The organism is Nocardia salmonicida, from assembly GCF_036142455.1.
Classification (GTDB): Bacteria; Actinomycetota; Actinomycetes; order Mycobacteriales; family Mycobacteriaceae; genus Nocardia; species Nocardia salmonicida.
Map to the genome: position 1 here is coordinate 220,427 of NZ_CP108014.1, position 23,189 is coordinate 243,615.

Annotated in this window: 18 protein-coding genes; 11 read left to right on the top strand and 7 right to left on the bottom strand. The window is 68.8% G+C overall.

What is annotated here, in order from left to right; genetic code table 11:
• The first annotated feature begins 14 nt into the window (after window positions 1-14).
• Both OHS03_RS01120 and OHS03_RS01125 read left to right on the top strand, forming a co-directional pair.
• Entirely contained in the window at window positions 15-1,643 is a 1,629-nt protein-coding gene (locus tag OHS03_RS01120) for an FAD-binding oxidoreductase (protein ID WP_328660023.1), read from the top strand.
• A complete protein-coding gene (locus OHS03_RS01125) occupies window positions 1,640-2,587 on the top strand; it encodes a diacylglycerol kinase family protein (RefSeq protein WP_328660025.1) in 948 nt (315 codons plus the stop codon). The genes OHS03_RS01120 and OHS03_RS01125 overlap by 4 nt, the downstream gene beginning before the upstream one ends.
• On the opposite strand, the gene OHS03_RS01130 is transcribed toward OHS03_RS01125, so the two are convergent.
• Window positions 2,588-3,280, bottom strand: coding sequence for an AAA family ATPase (locus tag OHS03_RS01130; protein ID WP_328660026.1), 693 nt, complete (start codon window positions 3,278-3,280; stop codon window positions 2,588-2,590).
• 300 nt (window positions 3,281-3,580) lie between these two features.
• Between OHS03_RS01130 and OHS03_RS01135 the strand changes: the two genes are divergently transcribed.
• The 9 genes from OHS03_RS01135 (at window position 3,581) to proB (ending at window position 16,137) form a co-directional block, all read left to right on the top strand.
• On the top strand, window positions 3,581-6,310 hold the full coding sequence (locus OHS03_RS01135) for a valine--tRNA ligase (protein WP_328660028.1): 2,730 nt from the start codon (window positions 3,581-3,583) through the stop codon (window positions 6,308-6,310).
• A gap of 107 nt (window positions 6,311-6,417) precedes the next feature.
• Entirely contained in the window at window positions 6,418-7,788 is a 1,371-nt protein-coding gene (gene folC, locus OHS03_RS01140; RefSeq protein WP_056821848.1) for a bifunctional tetrahydrofolate synthase/dihydrofolate synthase, read from the top strand.
• On the top strand, window positions 7,785-8,180 hold the full coding sequence (locus OHS03_RS01145) for a DUF4233 domain-containing protein (protein ID WP_328660030.1): 396 nt from the start codon (window positions 7,785-7,787) through the stop codon (window positions 8,178-8,180). The genes folC and OHS03_RS01145 overlap by 4 nt, the downstream gene beginning before the upstream one ends.
• Window positions 8,181-8,342: 162 nt before the next feature.
• Complete coding sequence (gene ndk, locus OHS03_RS01150; protein WP_056821502.1) at window positions 8,343-8,759, top strand: nucleoside-diphosphate kinase; 417 nt, start codon at window positions 8,343-8,345, stop codon at window positions 8,757-8,759.
• 533 nt (window positions 8,760-9,292) lie between these two features.
• On the top strand, window positions 9,293-12,469 hold the full coding sequence (locus OHS03_RS01155) for a translation initiation factor IF-2 N-terminal domain-containing protein (RefSeq protein WP_328660032.1): 3,177 nt from the start codon (window positions 9,293-9,295) through the stop codon (window positions 12,467-12,469).
• A gap of 261 nt (window positions 12,470-12,730) precedes the next feature.
• The gene (gene rplU / locus OHS03_RS01160) at window positions 12,731-13,042 is read left to right on the top strand and encodes a 50S ribosomal protein L21 (RefSeq protein WP_056821499.1); all 312 of its coding nucleotides are present in this window, start codon (window positions 12,731-12,733) and stop codon (window positions 13,040-13,042) included.
• A 24-nt stretch (window positions 13,043-13,066) separates the two neighbouring features.
• Window positions 13,067-13,333: a 50S ribosomal protein L27 gene (rpmA, locus tag OHS03_RS01165; RefSeq protein ID WP_056821498.1), complete on the top strand. Its 267-nt coding sequence runs from the start codon at window positions 13,067-13,069 to the stop codon at window positions 13,331-13,333.
• A gap of 118 nt (window positions 13,334-13,451) precedes the next feature.
• Window positions 13,452-14,915, top strand: a complete 1,464-nt coding sequence (gene obgE, locus OHS03_RS01170; RefSeq protein ID WP_328660034.1) for a GTPase ObgE — start codon at window positions 13,452-13,454, stop codon at window positions 14,913-14,915.
• 106 nt (window positions 14,916-15,021) lie between these two features.
• Entirely contained in the window at window positions 15,022-16,137 is a 1,116-nt protein-coding gene (proB, locus tag OHS03_RS01175; protein ID WP_328660035.1) for a glutamate 5-kinase, read from the top strand.
• Window positions 16,138-16,151: 14 nt separating this feature from the next.
• On the opposite strand, the gene OHS03_RS01180 is transcribed toward proB, so the two are convergent.
• The 6 genes from OHS03_RS01180 to OHS03_RS01205 all read right to left on the bottom strand — a co-directional run bounded on the left by OHS03_RS01180 (window position 16,152) and on the right by OHS03_RS01205 (window position 23,173).
• Complete coding sequence (locus OHS03_RS01180) at window positions 16,152-17,624, bottom strand: hypothetical protein (RefSeq protein ID WP_328660037.1); 1,473 nt, start codon at window positions 17,622-17,624, stop codon at window positions 16,152-16,154.
• The gene (locus OHS03_RS01185) at window positions 17,621-17,995 is read right to left on the bottom strand and encodes a hypothetical protein (RefSeq protein ID WP_062985269.1); all 375 of its coding nucleotides are present in this window, start codon (window positions 17,993-17,995) and stop codon (window positions 17,621-17,623) included. Before OHS03_RS01185 ends, OHS03_RS01180 begins: the two co-directional genes overlap by 4 nt.
• Before the next feature lie 35 nt (window positions 17,996-18,030).
• Window positions 18,031-18,762 (bottom strand): ESX secretion-associated protein EspG, encoded by a 732-nt coding sequence (locus OHS03_RS01190; RefSeq protein ID WP_328660040.1) that lies wholly within the window; start codon window positions 18,760-18,762, stop codon window positions 18,031-18,033.
• 107 nt (window positions 18,763-18,869) lie between these two features.
• Window positions 18,870-19,820 carry a D-isomer specific 2-hydroxyacid dehydrogenase family protein gene (locus OHS03_RS01195; protein WP_328660042.1) on the bottom strand — a complete coding sequence of 317 codons (951 nt, stop codon included), beginning with the start codon at window positions 19,818-19,820 and terminating at the stop codon, window positions 18,870-18,872.
• Window positions 19,821-19,962: 142 nt separating this feature from the next.
• Entirely contained in the window at window positions 19,963-20,922 is a 960-nt protein-coding gene (ligD, locus tag OHS03_RS01200; RefSeq protein WP_328660044.1) for a non-homologous end-joining DNA ligase, read from the bottom strand.
• A gap of 79 nt (window positions 20,923-21,001) precedes the next feature.
• The gene (locus OHS03_RS01205) at window positions 21,002-23,173 is read right to left on the bottom strand and encodes an MMPL family transporter (protein ID WP_328660046.1); all 2,172 of its coding nucleotides are present in this window, start codon (window positions 23,171-23,173) and stop codon (window positions 21,002-21,004) included.
• Between the last annotated feature and the right edge of the window lie 16 nt (window positions 23,174-23,189).

Below are 23,189 nucleotides of genomic sequence, written 5' to 3' on the forward strand. Positions count from 1 at the left end.
TCATTATGTAACGCATGGTCGAGACGCAACGCGAACAATCCGGGTCTGCCACCCTGGCGCCGAACATGGTGTGGGACGCCTGGGGCGTCGCCGCCGGTCATCAGCCGCTGTCAGCGCAGATCCGTGGCCTGCTGGCGCAGGTGTTCGGGATCTCGGGTGAGCCGGTCACGCGCCGTGGCGAGAACGAGGTGCCGCTGATCCCCACCACGCTCACGGACGCCGATCGGGCGGGCCTGACCGGGATCGTCGGTGACGAATATCTCACTACCGATGACATCGACCGGCTCCGGCACGCCGGCGGCAAGAGCACCCCCGACCTGCTGCGCCGCCGCGCGAGCACACCGCAGGACGCTCCCGACGCTGTCGTCTTCCCCGCCGACCACCCACAGGTTCTCGCGCTGCTCGGGTACTGCGCCGAACACGGCATCGCGGTCGTGCCGTTCGGCGGTGGAACCAGCGTGGTCGGCGGCGTGGATCCGGTGCGCGGACAGTTCGACACCGTGATCGCGCTCGATCTGCGCAGGCTCGACACACTCACCGCGATCGATCCGGCCAGCGGCACCGCCACCCTCGGCGCCGGGCTCACCGGGCCGCAGGCCGAGGAGTTGCTCGGCGCGCACGGGCTCTCGCTCGGGCACTTTCCGCAGAGCTTCGAATTCGCCAGCATCGGCGGGTTCGCCGCGACCAGGTCGTCGGGTCAGGCGTCGGCGGGCTACGGCCGGTTCGACGACATGGTCGAACGCCTGGTGATCGCGACCCCGCAGGGCACCCTCGACCTCGGTCGCGCCCCGGCGTCGGCGGCCGGACCCGACCTGCGCGAGTTGTTCGTCGGGTCGGAGGGCGCACTCGGCATCATCACCTCGGTCACCTTGCGGGTACATCCCGTGCCGGAAACCGTCGGCTACCAGGCCTGGTCGTTCCCCGACTTCGCCACCGGAGCCGCCGCGTTGCGCACGGTGGTGCAGGCAGGCGCCGCGCCGACGGTGATGCGCTTGTCCGACGAGGCCGAGACGGGCCTGAACCTCGCGCGTTCCGCCGATGTCGGCGGCAACCCGGTCTCGGGTTGTCTCGCCATCACCACTTTCGAGGGCAGCCGGGCCCACGTCGCCGCCCGATCGGCGGAAGCGAGTGCCTTGCTCGCGGCCTCGGGTGGCACCGCGCTCGGCGAGGCACCGGCACGGCAGTGGGAGCACGGTCGGTTCGCCGCGCCCTACATGCGTGACGCGCTGCTCGATGTCGGTGTGTTGTGCGAGACCCTCGAAACCGCCACCAGCTGGGCCAATCTGGCCAATCTCAAGGTGAAGGTCACCGGCGCGCTGATGGACGCGCTGGGTTCGCAGGGCACACCCGCGCTGGTCATGTGCCATATCTCGCACACCTATCCGACCGGGGCGTCGCTGTACTTCACCGTCGTGGCCAAACAGCTCGACGATCCGATCGCGCAGTGGCGCATCGCCAAATCCGCCGCGAGCGACGCGATGGTCGCCGCTGGCGGCACCATCACCCACCACCACGCCGTCGGCGCCGACCACCGTCCGTGGATGGGCGCCGAAATCGGTGACCTGGGAGTTCGGGTGTTGCGCGCGGTGAAGCGCGAACTCGACCCCACCGGAGTGCTCAACCCTGGGAAGCTGGTGCCGTGAGCGAACAGTCGGTGCGGCGGGTGGTGGTTGTCACGAACCCGCATTCCGGGGCGGGCCGCGGCGACGGTGTCGCCGAGACGGTGCTGGCCGAACTACTGGCCCGCGGTGTCGAGGTGGTGGAGGTACGGGCGCCGAGCGCGGACGAGTCGGTGACGCAGGTCAGGACGCTCGTCGCGGGCCAGGACCGGCCGGACGCGGTGATCTGCGTCGGTGGTGACGGTCTGATGAACGTGCTGCTGGCGGCGCTCGCGCACAGCGGGGTGCCGCTCGGACTGGTGCCCGCGGGCACCGGGAACGACCTGGCACGCGAATTCGGCATACCGACCGGAGACCCGAGGGCGGCCGTCGAGATCGTGCTGGGTGGTCGAGTTCGGACCATCGATCTGGGGCGGATCGAATCGCCGGACGCCACACCCAGTTGGTTCGCGACCGTGGTCGGCACCGGGTTCGACGCACGAGTCACCCTGCGCGCCAACAAGATGCGCTACCCCCGCGGACCCCTGCGCTACACCGCCGCCGCTGTCGTCGAACTCATGCGCGGCTACACACTGCCGTTCCGGATCGAATTGTCCGGCCTCGCGCCCGGTGCGCTCGACAATCCACCCGACTCGCATGTGGTGATCCTCACCGACGCGGTGATGGCGCCGATCGGCAACACCCGCACCTACGGCGGCGGGATGCTGGTGTGTCCGGAAGCACTCGCCGACGACGGCTATCTCGACATCACCGTGGTCGGTGCGGTGTCGCGGCTGGAGATGGCGCGGCTGCTGCCCGCGTTGTCGGCGGGCAAACGGATCGACCATCCCGCGACGAAGCGGTATCGGGCCCGGCGGATCACGGTCGGCGCCGAGGGCGGGTACGCGACGGCCGACGGTGAGCCCGCCGGGATGCTGCCGGTGACGGTGCAGGCGATGCCGGGGGCGCTGAGCCTGCTGGTGCCCTGATCAGACCGCGTCGAAGGCGATGCGGGACACGGCGTGCAGCGTCGGGCGGTCGATGATCACCACCGATGTCGAGGACAGCGGTTGTGGGTCCGGCGCGAGGGTGGCGCTGCGGGCGCCGAGGGAATCCATCATCGTTTCCCAGCGGCGGCAGTGCCCGGTGAAGGCAACGCTGTTGACGCTTCTCCCTCGGCTGATCTGACCGGATCTGGCCTGCTCCGGGGGCACGTCGATGAGCACCATGTGCAATTCGCGGCGGCCCTGCGCGGCCCAGCGGGTGATCAGGCGACGGCTCCAGCGGAAGGTCGCGCAGTCGTGGATGGCGACCGGTCCGTCACCGGCGCGGATCGCGTCGCGGATCGCGCGGTAGTGCGCGAGGTGGACCAGCGGGCGCCACAGGGGATACGGCGCCCAGCCCAATCGGTGGCGCAGACGATTGCGAGTGTGGTTCGAGTCGAGCACCAGGGCGCCGGACGCGGTGCGCACCGGATGTTCGGCGTCGGGGCCCGCGCCGAAGAAGCGGTGTAGTGCGGTGGACTTTCCCGCGCCCGGCACGCCGGCGAAGACCAGCACGGTGGTATCGGGGTAGCGCAGTTCTTCGACCTCGCTCGCGCGCAGGTCCACCAGTGCGAGCGGGGTGATGATCTTCGGCGCCGACGGGGAAACGGGGGACGAGGAATCGAGCGGGGGCGTCACCCTCTCCAGGGTCCGGTAAAACGGACAAAACGGCAATCCGTGGTTACCCGGATATTTCGGGTTCGAGGCTTGGGGGACAAGGGTTTCCGCGTGTCGTAGTGGCGCGTCACAAGCCTTGCCGACCCGCGCGGTGCAGAAGCTGAGAATTGCATATGGATTCTGCTCGGCGGGGTTGATCGCCGGTAGGATCAGGGCTGTAGGCGGAGTCTTCGGTGTCCCTCATCCACCGAAGATTCCGTCTTTTTTTGTCCTCGGGTAGGCGGGGAAAAAGCTGGTTGCCGCTCCCCTTAGGATTGGGACGTGACCAGCGCAGCCCCTGACAACTCGCGTAATCGTGCCGATGCCCTGCCCAAGAGCTGGAACCCCAGCGAGGTAGAGGCCGACCTGTACGAGGGCTGGGTAAACGCCGGGTACTTCGCCGCCGACGCCTCCTCCGGCAAACCGCCGTACTCGATCGTGCTGCCGCCGCCGAACGTCACCGGCACCTTGCACATGGGCCACGCGCTCGACCACACGATCATGGACCTGCTCACCCGCCGCAAGCGGATGCAGGGCTACGAGGTGCTGTGGCTGCCCGGCATGGACCACGCGGGTATCGCCACGCAGACGGTGGTGGAGAAGCAGCTCGCCGTCGACGGGAAGTCCAAGGAGGACTTCGGGCGTGAGCTGTTCGTCGACAAGGTGTGGGACTGGAAGCGCGAATCCGGCGGGCAGATCCAGGGGCAGATGCGTCGCCTCGGTGACGGCGTCGACTGGAGCCGCGACCGCTTCACCATGGACGACGGCCTCTCGCGCGCCGTGCAGACGATCTTCAAGCGGCTCTACGACTCGGGCCTGATCTACCGCGCCGAGCGCCTGGTGAACTGGTCGCCGGTGCTGCAGACCGGCATCTCCGACCTCGAGGTGGACCACAAGGAGGTCGACGGCGAGCTCGTGAGCATGCGGTTCGGCTCGCTGAACGACGACGAACCGCACGTGATCGTGGCCACCACCCGCGTGGAGACGATGCTCGGTGACACCGCCGTCGCGGTCCACCCGGACGACGAGCGGTACAAGGCGCTGATCGGCACCACGCTCTACCACCCGATCACCGGTCGCCAGATCCCGATCGTCGCCGACGACTACGTCGACCCCGAATTCGGTTCCGGCGCAGTGAAGATCACCCCTGCCCACGACCCCAACGACTTCGAACTCGGCCTGCGCCACGGCCTGCCGATGCCGACGATCATGGACAAGACCGGCCGGATCGCCGACAGCGGAACCGAATTCGACGGCATGGACCGCTTCGAGGCTCGCGTGAAGATCCGCGAGCGTCTCGAGGCCGAAGGGCGCATCGTCGGCCGCAAGTTCCCCTACAAGCACCAGGTCGGTCACTCGGAGCGCTCCGGCGAGCCGATCGAGCCGCGCCTGTCGATGCAGTGGTGGGTCAAGGTCGACACCCTGGCCAAGGCCGCCGGCGACGCCGTGCGCGAAGGCGATGTGAAGATCCACCCGGCCAGCCAGGAACCGCGCTGGTTCGACTGGGTCGACAACATGCACGACTGGTGCATCTCGCGGCAGCTGTGGTGGGGTCACCGCATCCCGATCTGGTACGGCCCCGAAGGCGAGATCGTGTGCCTGGGCCCCGGCGAGGAAGCGCCGGAGGGCTGGGTGCAGGACCCCGACGTGCTCGACACCTGGTTCTCCTCGGGTCTGTGGCCGTTCTCCACGATGGGCTGGCCCGACTCGACCCCCGAGCTGTCGAAGTTCTATCCCACCAGCGTGCTCGTCACCGGTTACGACATCCTGTTCTTCTGGGTGGCCCGGATGATGATGTTCGGCATGTACGTCAGCGACGATCCCGCGATCACAGCATCGCGGAGCGATTCCGTGAGGGGCGGTGGCCGGGCGACGGGTGGGCCCGCCGGTAAGGGCGGCCAGAAGCAGGTGCCGTTCGAAGACGTGTTCCTGCACGGCCTGATCCGCGACCAGTACGGCAAGAAGATGTCGAAGTCGCGCGGCAACGGCATCGACCCGCTCGACTGGATCAACTCCTACGGCGCCGACGCGCTGCGCTTCACCCTGGCCCGCGGCGCCCAGCCCGGCGGCGATCTGTCCGTCGGCGACGCGCACGCGCTGGCCTCGCGCAGCTTCGTCACCAAGCTGTTCAACGCCACCAAGTTCGCGCTGATGAACGGCGCGCGCACCGGCGAGGTGCCCCCGCGCGAGACCCTCACCGACGCCGACCGCTGGATCATCGACCGGCTCGACGCGGTGCGCGCCGAGGTCGACACCGCCTTCGACGCCTACGAATTCGGAAAGGCGTGCGAGGCGCTCTACCACTTCGCGTGGGACGAGCTGTGCGACTGGTACCTGGAGCTGTCCAAGGTGCAGTTCGCCGAGTCCGACGCACGCGCCGAGAGCACCGCGGTGGTGCTCGGCAGTGTGCTCGACGCGGTGCTGCGCCTGCTGCACCCGGTGATCCCGTTCGTCACCGAGACGCTGTGGAAGGCGCTCACCGGCGGCGAATCGTTGGTGATCGCCCCGTGGCCGCAGGCCGGCGGCGTCGCGGCAGACGAGGTCGCGGCCCAGCGCGTGGCCGATACGCAGCGGCTGATCACCGAGATCCGCCGGTTCCGCGGCGATCAGGGGCTGGCCGACAAGCAGAAGGTGAAGGCCACCCTCGTCGGGATCGACGAGGCCGGGCTCGGCGCGTTCGCCGACTCGGTGGCCAACCTGGCCCGTCTCACCGAACCGGGCGAGGACTTCGCCACCACCGCCGAAGTGCAGGTCCGGCTGTCCAACGCGACCGTCACCGTGCAGCTCGACACCTCCGGCGCGATCGACCTCGACGCCGAGCGCCGCAGGCTGGAGAAGGACCTCGCGGCCGCGCAGAAGGATCTCGACACCACCACCGCGAAACTCGGCAACGAGGCCTTCCTGGCCAAGGCGCCGCAGCCCGTGGTCGACAAGATCACCGGGCGACGTGATGTGGCCGCGGCCGAAGTCACGCGCATCGGCGCCCGCCTGGCGGAGCTGAGCGCCAAGTGAGCGACACGGGCCCCGGCGACCTCGACCCCGAAGACGCCGACTTCGGCGGCACCGACTACAGCGCGGCCCAGCTCAGCACCGGGCCGTCACCGGTCGACCTCGCTGAGATGGCCCTGGTCGAGGCCGAACTCGACAAGCGCTGGCCCGAAACCAAGATCGAGCCGTCGCTCACCAGGATCGCCACCCTGATGGATCTGCTGGGTAACCCGCAGAACAACTATCCGGCGATCCACATCGCGGGCACCAACGGCAAGACCTCGGTGACCAGGATGATCGACGCCCTGCTCACCGCCCTGCACCGACGCACCGGCCGGATCACCAGCCCGCACCTGCAGCTGGCGACCGAGCGGATCAGCATCGACAACGCGCCGATCTCGCCCGCCGACTACGTGGCGACCTATCACGAGCTCGCGCCCTATATCGGCATGATCGACCAGCGCTCCGCCGAATCCGACGGCCCGGCGATGAGCAAGTTCGAGGTGCTCACCGGCATGGCCTACGCCGCGTTCGCCGAGGCGCCGGTCGACGTGGCCGTCGTGGAAACCGGCATGGGCGGCACCTGGGACGCCACCAATGTGATCGACGCGCAGGTCGCGGTGATCACCCCGATCGGCCTCGATCACACCGACTACCTCGGCCCCGACCTCGAGTCGATCGCCAAGGAGAAGGCCGGGATCATCAAGCGCGCTCCCGAGGCGCTGATCCCGACCGACACCGTCGCGGTCATCGCCGAGCAGGAGCCCGAGGTGATGGACGTGCTGCTGCGCCGGGCCGTGGCCGAGGATGCCGCGGTGGCCCGCGAGGGCGCGGAGTTCCGGGTGCTGGAACGGGGCGTCGCCGTCGGCGGACAGCTGCTCACCCTGCAGGGACTCGGCGGGGTCTACGACGAAATCTTCCTGCCGCTGCACGGCGAGCACCAGGCCCGCAACGCGGCGCTGGCGCTGGCCGCGGTGGAGGCGTTCTTCGGCGCTGGCGCGGATCGCCAGCTCGATATCGAGGCCGTGCGAACCGGTTTCGCGACAGTGTCGAGCCCGGGGCGGATGGAACGGATGCGCAACGCGCCGACCATCTTCGTCGACGCCGCCCACAACCCCGCGGGTGCGCAGGCGCTGGCCGCGACGCTCACCGGCGAGTTCGACTTCCGCAAGCTCGTCGGAGTGGTCGCGGTGCTCGCCGACAAGGACGCCGCCGGGATTCTCGACGCGCTCGAACCGGTCTTCGACGAAATCGTCGTCACCAGCAACGGTTCACCGCGGGCCATGGATGTGGACGCACTCGCCGACCTGGCCGTGCAGCGCTTCGGCGACGAACGAGTGATCACCGCCGACACCCTGCCCGACGCGCTGGAGTCGGCGATCGCGCTGGCCGAGCAGGCGGGCGACGAGGGCGACGTGATCTCCGGCGCCGGCGTGGTGGTCACCGGGTCGGTCGTCACCGCGGGCGCCGCGCGCGCCCTGTTCGGAAAGGCTCCGGCATGAGTACTGTGCCTCCTCCCGCCAACGATCCGTGGAAGGGTCTGCGCGGAGTCATGGCGGGGACGTTGATCCTCGAGGCGATCGTGGTCCTGCTGGCGCTGCCGGTGGTCGCCGATGTCGGCGGCGGTGTCACCTGGTTGTCCGGGACCTACCTCGTGGTGCTCTCGGTGCTGATGATTCTTGGTGCGGGTGTGCAACGCAAGCCGTGGGCGATCCCGTTCAACCTGGGTCTGCAGGTGCTGCTGCTCGCGGGCGCGTTCATCCACCTGTCGATCGGCGTGATCGCGGTGGTGTTCATCGCGGTCTGGGCATTCATCCTCGTCCTGCGCTCGGACGTCCAGCGCCGCATGGACGCAGGTCTACTCCCCAGCCAGCGAATGCGTACGAAGTCCTGACGGCTGCTGGTACGCAGGTCTACTCCCCAGCCAGCGAATGCGTACGAAGTCCTGACGGCTGCTGGTACGCAGGTCTACTCCCCAGTCAGCGAATGGGCACCAAGTCCTGACCGCTCGAGGGCCCGATCGGCGTGCTGACACGGCCGACGCTAGGGTTACCCCGTGACTGAGCAGACGTTGGTACTCATCAAGCCGGACGGTGTCTCCCGTGGCCTCACCGGCGAGATCCTCGCGCGCATCGAGCGCAAGGGCCTCATTTTCCAGGCGCTGGAGCTGAAGAACGTGTCCGCGGAACTCGCGGCCGAGCACTACGCCGAACACGCCGAGCGGCCCTTCTTCGGCTCGCTCATCGAATTCATCACCTCCGGCCCGGTCGTCGCGGCCATCCTCGAAGGCCCGCGCGCGATCGCGGCGTTCCGTCAGCTCGCCGGTGGCACCGACCCGGTGGAGAAGGCCGTGCCCGGCACCATCCGCGGCGACTTCGGCTTGGAGACCCAGTTCAACCTGGTCCACGGATCCGACTCGCCCGAGTCCGCCAAGCGCGAGATCGCCCTCTGGTTCCCCGAATTTCCCGCCTGACTCCCAGCGGTCAGTAGCGCAGTAAAGCTAGTAGGACACCCGGTCAGGCGGTATCGAACTCCGCTCGACCGGGTCGCCCTCGCTCGCTGGATCCGCCGGATGAACGACGGCCGCGAGCGGGGCGGAGTTCGCGTGAGTTGCGCCGATGGCGATCCCCGCGCGAACCGTATGGGATACTGACTATGGATGTGTTCGACGCCGACCTGTCGCGCAGGTACGTGACGCGGCGGCGGACATGACCGGATTGACACCGCGGTTGATGCCGATCATCGCTGCCACGGACGGCCCTGTTGCTGGGGTTGCCCGCACCGGCACGCTGGATGAGCGCTCGAAAGCGCGGTGCCACGCCGTACAGCCAGGCGCCGTGTGACCGGTTGGCGCGCCAGACGATCGATCAAGGTGCGACCGGACACGCGGGGCGAGACCAGATGACCCTCGTACCATCGGGTACGAGGTGCACGGACGATGCCCCCGCGTCGGCCGCGTCACTCCCGTACCGGGGAAGGACGCGCCCGGGGGCCCGAGGAGACTTCGTGGCCGAAAAAGAGCCGCTGGACACAACACAACAGGATGCCGATCAATTGCCGGAGCGAATTCGAGTTCATGCACTGGCCAAACGGTTGGGAGTGACCAGCAAACGCATCCTGGCCAAACTGGCCGAGTTGGGCGCCGAGGCGCGCAGCGTTCAATCCAATGTCGACCGCTCGGTCGCCGAAACGGTGCGCGACGCGATCGCCGCCGCTGACGCCGAACCCGGCGCCCCCGACGAAGCACCAGCACCGACTACGCGCGCGAAGAAGCGCGCCGCGTCCACACCCGTCGCCGAGCAGCCGGCCGACACCTCAGCGGCGCCCGCGTCGCTGTTCTCCGCGCCGCACGTCGCGCGCACCGACGAGGTCTTCGCCGCGATGCGCGACGATGCGCACACCGATCTGTTCACCCACCGGGTGTCCGAGAACCCCGTGCAGGCCGAGCCGGTCACCTTCGAGGCGCCCGCCTCGGTGGGCATGCCGCTGTTCCTCCCGCCGGACGCCACCGCCGCCGAGGAGGCCCGCAAGCGCCGTCGCGCCGAGCGGACCCCGAAGAAGACCGAAGAGCCCGCCGCACCGCCGGTCGAAGAGCCCGTCGCGCCGAAGGCCGAGGAGCCCGAAGCCGAGGTCGACGACGAGTCCGCCGATCAGTCCGGTGACAACGACGCCGACGGCCAGCCGCGTCGCCGTCGCCGTGGCCGCCGTGGCCGTGGTCGCGGTCGTGGCGAGCAGTCCGCCGATGGTGAGGACAACGAGTCCGACACCGACGACGACGACACCGACGAGGCCGAGCAGCCGGCCGAGCAGGCCGGCGCCGAGGCCGAACAGGCCGACGACACCGAAGCCGAGACCGATGACGAAGACGGCTCCTCCGATGGCGCGAGCCGTCGTCGTCGCCGTCGTCGCCGCCGCAAGGTCGGTGGTGAGTCCGGCGACGCCGAGGCGGCCACCGAAGACGATCCGCCGAACACCGTCGTGCACGAGCGCGAACCCCGCAACAAGCGTCGCGAACGTTCCAGCGCGAACAATCCCGACGAAGTGCAGGGCATCTCCGGCTCCACCCGCCTGGAGGCCAAGCGTCAGCGCCGCCGCGACGGCCGGGAAGCCGGGCGTCGCCGTCCGCCGATCCTGACCGAGTCGGAGTTCCTGGCCCGCCGCGAGGCGGTCGACCGGGTGATGGTCGTGCGCGAGAAGGCGTTCGACCCCGCCGAACACGCGCCGGGCCACCAGACCACCACCCAGGTGGCGGTCCTGGAGGACAACATCCTCGTCGAGCACTTCGTGACCAGTTCCGGTCAGGCGTCGATGGTGGGCAATGTCTACCTCGGCAAGGTGCAGAACGTGCTGCCCAGCATGGAGGCGGCGTTCATCGACATCGGCCGCGGCCGCAACGGTGTGCTCTACGCCGGTGAGGTGAACTGGGAGGCCGCCGGTCTCGGTGGTCGTGAGCGCAAGATCGAGCAGGCGCTCAAGCCCGGCGATCAGGTGCTGGTGCAGGTGTCCAAGGACCCGGTCGGGCACAAGGGCGCCCGTCTGACCACCCAGATCTCGCTCGCCGGTCGCTTCCTGGTGTACGTGCCCGGTGGCACGTCGACCGGGATCAGCCGCAAGCTGCCCGACACCGAGCGCAAGCGTCTCAAGGAGATCCTGCGCGAGATCGTCCCGTCCGACGCCGGCGTGATCATCCGGACCGCGTCCGAGGGCGTCAGCGAGCCCGAGCTGGCTCGCGACGTCGAGCGGCTGCAGGCTGCCTGGCGCACCATCGAAGAGGCCGCCGCCAAGGAGACCAACGCACCGAAGGCGCTCTACGAAGAGCCCGACATGCTGGTCAAGGTCATCCGCGACCTGTTCAACGAGGACTTCGCCAAGCTGGTCATCGAGGGTGAGCGCGCGTGGAGCACCGTCGAGACCTACGTCCGCACCGTCGCGCCCGACCTGCTGGGGCGGGTCAACCGGCACGAGAACAACGGTGTCGACGTGTTCGACGCCTACCGGATCGACGAGCAGCTGGCCAAGGCGCTCGATCGCAAGGTGTGGCTGCCCTCGGGCGGCACCCTGGTGATCGACCGCACCGAGGCGATGACCGTCGTCGACGTCAACACCGGCAAGTTCACCGGCTCGGGCTCGTCGAACCTCGAAGAGACCGTCACCAAGAACAACCTGGAAGCGGCCGAAGAGATCGTGCGCCAGATGCGGCTGCGCGATATCGGCGGCATGATCGTCGTCGACTTCATCGACATGGTCCTCGAATCCAACCGTGACCTGGTGCTGCGTCGTCTCACCGAGGCACTCGGACGCGACCGCACCCGCCACCAGGTATCGGAGGTCACCTCGCTGGGCCTGGTCCAGATGACCCGCAAGAAGCTGGGCACCGGACTGGTCGAGGCGTTCTCCACCACCTGTGAGCACTGCCACGGGCGCGGCATTCTCGTGCACTCCTACCCGGTGGACTCCGGGTCCGGTGTCGAGGAACCGCGGGCGAAGGAGAGCGGTTCGCGCCGTCGCCGCGGCAAGGAACGCGACAAGCCGGCCACCACCGCCGCACCGGCGACAAACGGCACCGCACCGGCCGCCGAACACGCCGAGGAGGACATCGCGGTCAAGCGTGCCCACCCGGTCGTGCTCGCGATGGCAGGTCATCAGGACGACGAGCACGGCGACGAGCACACCGAGGCCGTCGAGGAAGCGCCCGCAGAGCCGACCAGGTCGCGTTCGCGGTCGCGTTCGCGCCGGGCGGGTCGTGGTGCCGCTGCCGCGAACACCGAGCAGAGCACCGAGGGTCCGCTCACCGGGGTCATCTCCGGCGAGGCGGAACCCGAGGCCGCCGAGGTCGAGGAGGAAACGGTGAGCTCGGCGCCCGCCGAGGCCGTCGCCGAGACCTCGGTCGTCGAGACCCCGCAGCCCGAACCGGCCGCGGTCGTCGAGACGCCGGAGCCCGAACCGGCTCCGGTCGCAGAGGAACCCGCACCGCGGGCGCCTCGTAGGCGTCGCGTAGCCCGGTCGACGGCAGCGCCCGCACCGGACAGCGCGGGAGCCGTGTTCGTCCTGTCGGCGAACGAGCAGCCGCCCGCAGCGGCTGTCGTGGACTTCGCCGCGGAGCCCGTCATCGTCCCGGAACGCAAGCCGCGCCGTCGTGCCGTGGGTCGTCCCGCGGGCGCTCCGGCCGCCGAATCGAAGTAACCCGACGCTTGCGTGCGCGGATCACCCCGCGCACGCAAGCTCTCGATTCGGGCCCTGACCGGCCGAATTGGGGGAGTGGATACCGCTCTGGTAACCTAGGTCGGTCGCTGCCCAGTGATTGAGCATCTGGCCGAACAGGCCGGGTGTATACCGCAGGCAGCAAACGTTCTTCCCCCGCTCTGCGGGGATGAGCCCAGAAATACGCGTCGCAGCTGCGGCGTGGACATGTGCAGGACCAATGTGAGTGGAGGAAGCCGACCGATGGCAGCGTACGCAATCGTCAAGACCGGCGGAAAGCAGTACAAGGTCGCGGTCGGTGACCTGGTGAAGGTCGAGAAGATCGAGGGTCCCGTCGGCACCGCCGTGGCGCTGACCCCGGTTCTCGTCGTCGACGGCGCCGATCTGACCACCGACGCCGACAAGCTGGCCAAGATCTCCGTGGCCGCTGAGGTCATCGACCAGACCAAGGGCCCGAAGATCCGGATCCACAAGTTCAAGAACAAGACCGGCTACCACAAGCGCCAGGGTCACCGTCAGCCGCTGACGGTCATCAAGGTCACCGGCATCAAGTAAGAATTTTCCCGAGGAGACGAAGCAATGGCACATAAGAAGGGCGCATCCAGCTCCCGGAACGGCCGCGATTCGAACGCCCAGCGCCTCGGCGTGAAGCGTTTCGGCGGCCAGAAGGTCAGCGCGGGCGAGATCCTGGTCCGTCAGCGTGGAACCCACTTCCACCCGGGCGTGAACGTCGGCCGTGGTGGCGACGACACGCTGTTCGCCCTCGAGGCGGGCGCGGTCGAGTTCGGCACCAAGCGTGGCCGCAAGACCGTGAACATCGTTGTACCGGAGCCGGTCCAGGCCTGACCGCCTGGAGCTTTCGCTCCCCACGGACACCAGAGCGGGTCAGGGATTTCCTGACCCGCTCTGTCGTGTTCGTCCACCCTTACCGAAAACGACAAGTCAGAAGGAGGAGGATCAACCCATGTCCAAATTCATCGACCGCGTCGTGCTGCATGTTCGTGCCGGTAGAGGTGGACACGGTTGCGCCTCGGTGCATCGTGAGAAGTTCAAGCCGCTCGGCGGCCCCGACGGCGGCAACGGCGGCAGCGGTGGCGACGTGATCCTGGAGGTCGACGCCAACGTCCACACCCTGCTCGATTTCCACTTCCATCCCAACGCCAAGGCAGGCAACGGCAAGCCGGGCGAGGGCAGCAACCGGGAGGGCAAGAACGGCGCCGATCTGGTGCTGCAGGTCCCCGACGGCACGGTCGTCGTCGATGACGACGGCAAGGTGGTCTGCGACCTCGTCGGCGCGGGCAACCGATTCATCATCGCTCGTGGCGGCCGCGGTGGCCTCGGCAACGCCTCGCTGGCGTCGAAGGCCCGCAAGGCGCCCGGTTTCGCGCTGCTCGGTGAAGAGGGCGACGAGGTCGATGTCGTTCTCGAGCTGAAGTCGGTCGCCGACGTCGGACTGGTCGGTTTCCCGTCCGCGGGCAAGTCGTCGCTGGTCTCGGTGCTGTCCGCGGCAAAGCCGAAGATCGCCGATTATCCGTTCACCACGCTGGTTCCCAACCTGGGCGTCGTGCTGTCCGGTGACACGACCTTCACCATCGCCGACGTGCCCGGCCTGATCCCCGGCGCGAGCGAAGGCCGCGGCCTCGGCCTGGACTTCCTGCGCCACATCGAACGCTGCGCGGTGCTCGCTCACGTCGTCGACTGTGCGACCCTGGAACCCGGCCGTGACCCGGTCTCCGACGTCGACGCGCTCGAAGCCGAGCTCGCCGCCTACAAGCCCGCTTTGTCCGGTGACGCCAGCCTCGGCGATCTGGCCGACCGCCCGCGCGTGGTGATCCTCAACAAGACCGACGTGCCCGATGCGGCCGAGCTGGCCGACATGGTGTCCGCCGAGTTCTCCGAACGTGGCTGGCCGGTGTTCGAGATCTCCGCCGTGAGCCGCGCGGGCCTGCGCCCGTTGACTTTCGCGCTGGCCGACATGGTGCGTCAGTATCGCGAGGATCACCCCAAGGCCGCGCCCAAGCGCACCATCATCCGCCCGATCGCGACCGACGAGACCGGTTTCAGCGTCATCGCCGATCCGGAGGAGGCGGGTGGTTTCATCGTGCGTGGCACTCGCCCCGAGCGCTGGATCCGGCAGACGGACTTCAACAACGACGAGGCCGTCGGCTATCTGGCCGACCGCTTGGCTCGCCTCGGTGTCGAAGCCGAGCTGGTCAAGCAGGGCGCGCAGCCGGGTTGCCCGGTCACCATCGCCGGTGTCACCTTCGAATGGGAGCCGATGATCTCGGCGGGCGTCGATATGCAGCCGACCGGCCGCGGTACCGACCTCCGGCTCGAGACCAACGACCGCATCGGTGCGGCCGAGCGCAAGCTCGCCTCGCAGGCGCGGCGCGGTCTGCTCGACGAAAACGGTGAGCGAAAAGAGTGAGAGTGGTCGCGTTCGGCGAAATTCGCTGTCGGACAAGACTATTGGATGGGCATACTGCGATGGGTTGGCGAGGTAGCTCGGTGATCACGGTGCAGGGAGTTGGACGATGCAGGTGGATTCGGAGCTGAGTCAGGGGCGCGCGGCGATCGTGTCGGCGCGCACCGTCGTGGTGAAGATCGGTTCGTCGGCGTTGACCAGCCTCGAAGGCGGGCTCGACACCGGTCGACTCGATCTGCTGGCCGACGCGGTCGAAGCCCGCATGCGGGCGGGATCGGACGTGGTGGTCGTGTCCTCGGGCGCGATCGGTGCGGGACTCGCGCCGCTCGGCCTGTCGAAGCGGCCCAAGGACCTGGCCACCAAGCAGGCCGCGGCCAGCGTCGGCCAGCTGGCCCTCGCCCACGCCTGGGGTACCTCGTTCGCCCGCTATGACCGCACCGTCGGCCAGATCCTGCTCTCTGCCGATGATTTCGCCCGTCGCGAGCATCACCGCAACGCCCAGCGCACCCTCGACCGGTTGCGTTCGCTCGGCGCGATCGCGGTGGTGAACGAGAACGACACCGTCGCCACCGAGGAGATCCGCTTCGGCGACAACGACCGCCTGGCCGCTCTGGTGGCGCACCTGGTGGGTGCCGAAGCGCTGATCCTGCTGTCGGATGTGGCCGGCCTCTACGACGGTGACCCGCGCAAGGGCGCCGCCAACTTCATCCCCGAGGTGCGCGGCAGCGCCGACCTCGACGGCGTCATCGCGGGCAGCGGTGGCGCGCTCGGCACCGGCGGCATGGCTTCCAAGCTCTCCGCCGCCCGCCTGGCCGCCGACGCGGGCATCCCCGTCCTGCTGGCCTCGGCCGCCGACGCCTCGTCCGCTCTCACCGACGGCCTGGTGGGTACCGCTTTCGCCGCTCGCCCGATCCGCCTGTCCGGCCGCAAGTTCTGGGTCCGCCACGCCGCCGACACCCGTGGCGCGGTGATGCTCGACGCGGGTGCGGTAGACGCGGTGGCGCAACGCCATTCGCTGCTGGCGGCAGGCATCACCGGCATTCGCGGCCGCTTCTTCGGCGGCGACGTGGTCGATCTGGTCGGCCCCGACGACGAGGTCGTCGCCCGTGGTGTCATCGAATACGACAGCACCGAACTCACCACCATGCTCGGTCGCTCGACCACCGACCTCCCCGACACCATGCAGCGCCCCGTCATCCACGCCGACGACCTCGTCAAGGTCTGATCCGCACCGACGAACTACCGCCGTGGTGGTACCACTCCAGGCTGCGCGGTGTCGGTAGGTGGTGCGGGCCGGACAGGTTCCGGCGGGCCCTCGGTCCCGGGAACCGGTCCGGTGACGCCCGGCTGACCTCCGGGGTCGGACATGTCGGGCATACCTGGCAGCGGAAGTGGTTGTGGCGCTTGGCGACCGGGCGGGGCAGGGGAGGCCGGTTGCTCCGAGGTCGGCGGGGGCACGTTCGGCTGCGGCGTCGGCTCGGTGACAGGCGGCTGTGGGGACGGCGAGACCGGCGGTGGCGCAGGGCTTTCCGTCGTCGGCGAAGCCTCCACAGTCGGTGGCTTCGGGGCAGGCGGATTCGAATCCTGCTGTGTCGGTAGCTGGTTCGGCGACGAAGGCGGCGGCGTGGGTGTCTCGCTGGGCGAACTCGTCGGCGGAGTTGTCGGGGCCTGGCTCTGCGGAGCGGGCGGTTCACTGGACGGTGCGGGTGGTTGGGGCGCTGGCGCTTCGGTGGGCGGCGCAGGCGTTTCCGAAGGAGGCACGGGCGCTTGGGTAGACGGCTCGCTCGGGGGCGCGGGCGCTTCGGAAGTAGGTACGGGCGCAGTGGGCGGCGCGGGCGCTTCGCTGGTGGGAACGGGCGTTCCGGTAGGTGGCTCGGTAGTGGGAGCGGGCGCTTGGGTAGTTGGCGCGGGCGGCTCGGTAGTGGGAGCAGGCGTGCCCGGTGTCGGAGACGGTGGAGTGGAGCCCTGGGGCGCAGGGCTTTCCGTCGGCGTCGGGGTCCGGTCTGTAGGTTCTTCGCCCGGCGTCGCAGTGGTGCCGGGCGCTGGGGTCTCAGTGGATCCCGGGTCCTGCGGCGATTCCGGCGAATTGCCCTGTGGCGTCGAGGGACTCGTGCCAGGGCTCGGCGTCGACCCGTTGCCCTGCGAGGGCGAGCCCCCTCGACCCGACGGCGCTTCCGGCTCCCCGGGCGCGATGGGCAACGCTGGAACACCCGTTCCGGCAAGCGAATACGCCGGCTTGTAGATCATGTTCATCGCCAGCACCGCTTCCTGGCGCAGCGCCTCGGCCGCCATCTGCGCGTCGATCACCTGCGCGGACTCGAGCAGGCGGGCGATCGCCCCGATCGGACCCGACCCGCCCGGCGCGACGACGGCCAGCTTCACGGTTTCGGCGGCCGCGGCGACACCACCGAGGCGGGCGCCGACTTCGGCCATCACCACAGCGAGTTCGTCGATGGAGGCGGCGAAACTGCGGGTGCTCGCGGCGGCGGCATCGGCGGCGGTTCCGGTCCAGCCGGTTTCGTTGATCACCCGGTCGGCGCCGGATTTGGTCAGCGGCATCGAGCTGGTGAGAGTAGCGGCGGTCTCCAGCCAGGTCATCGACGCGCCGAGAATGGCGCCGGCGTCGATCTGCTGGGCGCGCGTGTAGATCTGTTCGTGCGGCATGGATTCGAAATGTTCCATCGCACTGATGTAGGTGGGGTCGGTGCTCATCCGCGCACCCTCGTATCGACGGCGCGCAGGGCGGCGGCCGCGGCGGCGTCGGCCTCCTCGTAGAGGCCGGCGCTGAGCAGGAACGCCTCTTTCATCCGGTAGGCCGCCTCGATGTAGCGGTCGAGCAGTTCGGCGGCGTCACGTGCCTTGTGCGCGAAGCCCGCCTGCAACTGCTGGGCGGAGACGAAACCGCCGAAACCCTCTGTCTCGGCGGCATTCTCGAGCCCCTGACGCAACTGGGCGAGATGCTCGGCCTGCTGTTCGTAGAGGTCGGCGCACCGACGTGCGGCATCGGGGTCGAAACTGAATGTCCCCGCCGCGGCGGCACTGCGGAACCGGGAGATCTCGGCTCTGCTGCTCTCGATCGTCATCGCGTCTCCCCTCCAGATGAAGCGTGGAGTCCAGATTAGCCGGACCTTCTGCTGTGTGAACTGTGCGCAGGCACCAACCTTCGCTGTAACTGTGCCGCTAGTTGACCAGTGGACGCAGGCACCACGTGCACGGTTTCGCCCGCTCGCAGAAGGTATCGACCATCGTTGGCCACATCGATCCAGCTGTAGTGCACCGGCGGACTCGGCGCCGGACGGTCGAGCCCGGTTTCGATGCGGATGTGGCCCTCAGCGGTGTGCGGCCTGCGCAATAATCGTTGGATGCGTGGCACGGCGGGATGGGTCGCGAGCACCGCTTCCTCGTCGCGCACAGCGTCGGTCGCGGCCTCGCGCGCGGGTTCGCGACCGGGCGGAGTATCGGGCAGACAGGCCGCCACGCGGGCGCCGATCCCTGCGGTGTGCCCGATCGAGACACGCACGCTGCCACCGTAATCGGGCCGGGTACTCGGATCCTGCACCACCAGTACCGCATGGTCGTAGACCGCGCAGGCGAGTAGCCGGATTTCGCTGCCGGGAGTATGGGCGCCGCCCACCAGCACGACCCTGACGTGCGGTTCGGCGATGATCCGCAGGCAGGCGGCCAGATCGGGGTCGCCCCCGGGTAGTCGGTCGCGCAGTCCCGCGCGCAATCGGGCCGCGTCGTTCTCGGTGCGCGGTGACTCGAGCACGCGCAGCGGAAACGGCATGCGGTCCTGACCCGATTCCCGCCAGACGTGCGCGAATTCGTCAGCGGTGAAGGTCCATCCCATTGCCGATCCCATCCTTACCGAACCAGGACGAGGGACAGCCTAACCCGCGGTATCCGATTCCGGCGTGCCGATCAGGTCCCATCCGCCCGAATGGAATCTTTCGCCGCTCAGTAACCCCGCGCGGTGTCGATGATCGCCTCCAACGGCTCACCCACGACGAATCGCGCCACATTCGCGCCGACATGATCGGCGAACGCCGCCAACCGCAGCTGGGGTGGGTTCGAATCGTGCGGGGTGATGATCGCGTTCGGCAGGGTCCACAGCGGATGCCCGTCGGGCAGCGGTTCCGGGTCGGTGACGTCGAGTCCGGCGCCACCGATCAACCCGCCGGTGAGCGCGTCGACCAGCGCGTCGGTGTCGATCAGGCTGCCACGGGCCACATTGATCACCCACGACGACGGCTTGAGCCTGGCCAGTTCGTCCGCGCCGATGAGGTGGCGGGTCTGCGCAGTCGCCGGTGCCGCGACCACCACATGATCGGTATGCGACCACACCCGCGCGAGCTGATCGGTGGACACCGTCTCGACATCGGCGGGAATGCCGTGACCGCTCACCGGGCGTCCCGACCGGTTGACCGCGATCACGTGGGCGCCCAGCGGCGCCAGCATCGGGATCAACGCGCGCCCGATCCCGCCCGCGCCGACGATCGTCACGGTCTTGCCGCGCAGCGAGCCGATGTGCGGGAAGAACTCGCGCTGCTGCCACGATGTCGCGCGCAACTGCTCGGGCAGATACCGCACCCCGGCCAGCAACATCATCAGCGCGTGCTCGGCGACACTGTGCGAGAACGCCCCGGCCGCTGAGGTGAACAGCACATCCGGGTGTGCGGTGAACACGCCGGCGTCGAAGAAGTCCTCGATCCCCGCGGCGGGCAACTGCGCCCAGCGCACCGACGAGGGCAGGGCCGTCGGAAAGTCGCCGGGTTTGCCGGTCCAGATCAGTGCGTCGGCCTCCGCGAGCTCACCGACCCGAGCACCCGCCCCGACTACAGCTTTCTCGAGCAAGCGCGGCGCCGGCTGGTCCGGGGCGATCGCGATCGTGGTCGCGGAATCCTGCACTGAAGCCTCCTGGGTCGATCGGCTGTCTGCGCCGCACTGCGCGGCTCGAGCGCTGTCATCGGCGCCGCACACGGTCGCCGGACTCTGATTCTTCCTCGTCGCTGTCGACGGCGCAGCCGCACCCTCCCCGTGCGCGGACGGTTCACGCTTCGTCGAGGTCGACGGGCTCCTCGACGCCGTGCCGATCGGCCAGTTCCAGCAGGGGAGCGATGTCGAAGACGGCCTGGTCCATGTCGGCCTGCAGGTCGCCGAGCTCGGCGTAGCGGGCGGGCACGGTCTGGATGGTGAAGTCGCGCGGGGCGATGTCGTCGATCTCGGTCCAGCGAACCGGGGTCGACACGGTCGCCTCCGGGACGCCCCGCACGGAGTAGGCCGCGGCGATGGTGTGGTCGCGTGCGTTCTGGTTGTAGTCGACGAACAGCTGCGCGGGATCGCGGTCTTTGCGCCACCAGGCCGTCGTCACATCCTCGGGCGCGCGCCGCTGCACCTCCTGCGCGAACGCGAGCGCCGCTCGTCGGACCTGTCCGAACCCGTACTCCGGCGCGATCCGCACATACACGTGCAGCCCGGACCCACCGGAGGTCTTCGGCCAGCCGACGGCCCCGAGCTCGTCGAGTACCTCGTGCACCACCCCGGCGACCCGCCGCACCCGCGACCACGGGCAGTCCGGCATCGGATCGAGGTCGATGCGCCATTCGTCGGGTGACTCGGTATCGGAAGCCCGCGAATTCCACGGATGGAACTCCACCGTGGACATCTGCACCGCCCAGATCACGTCCGCGAGCTCGCGCACGCACAGCTCGTCGGCATGCCTGCCGTAGCGCGGGAAATGCACGCGCACCGTCGAAATCCAGTCCGGCGCACCGGCGGGCACCCGCTTCTGATGCACCTTTCCGCCAGGGAGACCTTTGGGGAATCGGTGCAGCATGCAGGGCCGATCCCGCAAGGCGTTGACGATCCCGTCCCCGACGCTCAGGTAGTACTGCGCCAGGTCGAGCTTGGTCACGCCGAGCGCGGGAAAGTACACCCGGTCGGGATTGCTGACCCGCACCGTGTGCTCACCCACCGAGAGTTCGACCGCGGGCGCCGCAGACTTGGCCACCCGCCCAACGATAGACGAGCAGGCCCGCTCCCGACGGGGGAGCGGACCTGCGTCGCGTGGTGCGTCGGACTGCTCGCTGTCAGCGGCTGTGCTCCGTCGGCGGCGTGTAGTAGCTCTCGGCGTAGGAGTGCCGCGCCCAGCGCGACTCGGTGTCCTCGTCGCTGTCACCACCGTGGCCGGGCCACCACGCACGGCGCCCGAGCAACGCGGTCACCGCGGGAGTGAAGAACAGCGCCATGACGAACGCGGCGATCGCGATACCCACCGAGATGGCGAAGCCCATCTGCGCCAGAGTGCTGTTGCCCGCCAACATCATCGAGGCGAACGTCCCCGCCAGGATGAGACCGGCCGCGGCCACCGTCGGACCCGTATGGCGCACGGCCAGCGCCGCCGCTTCCCGTGGTGTGTGCCCCTCGCGGGCTTCTTCCCGCAAACGGGCGACCATGAGGATGTTGTAGTCGGTGCCCAGCGCGACGACGAACAGGTACATGATCACCGGCAGCGTGAAGATCAGGCCGTTCTCACCCTGGATCCGCTGGAACACCAGCACCGTCGCACCCAGCGTCGCGGCGAAGCCGAGGAACACCGAGGCCATCAGGTACCAGGGGGCGACGAGACTGCGCAGCAGCAGCGCCAGTACGAGCATGATCAGGATCGCGGCCACCGGGAACACGATCGCGTAGTCGTGGTTCATCGCATCCTTGAAGTCCACGAAGACCGCGGTCATGCCGCCGACCGCCGCCGTGGCCCCCTCGGGCGCCGCCTGGTGCGCGACCTCACGCAGCGGACCGGCCACCGTGTCGAGTGCGGCATCGGATTCCGGTGTCTCGGTGAGCGTCACCTGGAAGCTCGCGATGGTCCGATCCGGCGACACCTGCGCCTGCCCGACCTGTCCGACGCCCTCGACCTGGGTCAACGCTGTCCGGTAGGTCGTGAGCTGGTCATCGCCCAGCGGCCCACCGGGCGAGTGCAACAGCACATCGGAGGGCTGGGTGGCGCCCGCGGGCATGCCTTTGAGTAGCTCGGTGGTGAAGACCACCGATTCGGAGGCGTCGGAGGTGGACCCCGAGCTCAGATCGAAGGTCGGGTTGAAGCCGATCGCGAACACCCCGAGCGCCACCAGCACGCCACCGGAGGCGACGGCGAACACGCCGGGCCGCCTGCCCATCGCCGCGCCGATCGCGCCGAATCGGGCGCCCCGCGGCTCGACCTGCCAGGCTTTCGACGGCCAGAACACCTTGGTACCCAGCAGCGAGACGATCGCGGGCACCAGTGTGAGGCCGGCCAGCAGCGCCACCGCGACCGCGATCGCCAGCGCCGGACCCAGCGCCCGGAACATCCCGAGGCTCGACAGCGTCAATGCCATGAACGCGATGATCACGGCGGCCGCCGCCGAGGTGATGGCCTCACCGACGCGGGCCACGGCATTGACCATCGCGGTCTTCGGCTCGTCGCCTGCCCGCAGCCGTTCCCGGTAGCGGAACATCAGGAACAGGATGTAGTCCGTACCGACACCGAACAGCACGACCAGCAGGATCGCGCTGATCGAGGTGTCGATGTCGAGGTCGAATGCCTTGGCGGCCATCGCGATCAGGCCGCTGACGGTACTCGAGATCGCACCGATGGTGATCACCGGCAGCAAGGCGATGACCGGGCTGCGGAAGATGATCAGCAGCAGCACCAGGATCAGGACGATCGTGGCGATGCCGATGATCGCCATGCCCTTCTCACCCTCTTCGGTCTGATCGAGGGTCTGCGCCGCCGTTCCGGTGATGCCTGCCTTCAACCCGGTATCACCCACCTGCTCCCGCAGCTGCTCGCGCAGGCTCTTCACCGCCTCGCCCTGTGTCTTGTCGGCGGCGTCGGTCAGCTTGGTCATCTGTACCGCGATGACCTGGACCAGACGGTTTTCCGACGGCGGCGTCACCTGAATGCCGGTGACGCCCTTGATGTTGCGTGCGGTGAGTGCGTCGGCGGTCGCGGTGACCGCGGCCGAGTCGTCCTCGGTCAGCGCCGCGCCGTCCGCGCGGACCACCACGATGAGAGCGGCAGGCGCGGCGTACTGCGGAAATGCCTGCTCCTGCAACTTCATCGCTTGAATCGACTCGTAATGCGATGGCAGGAACTCGGATTGGTCGGTGGTCGCGGTGAGCGTCGGGGCCGTCGACAACACGGCGACGATCGCGAGCACCCACAGGCCGATCACTTTCCATGGATGGTGAACGACGACGCGTCCCAGTCTGGCGAACATAGTGGTACGTCCTTTC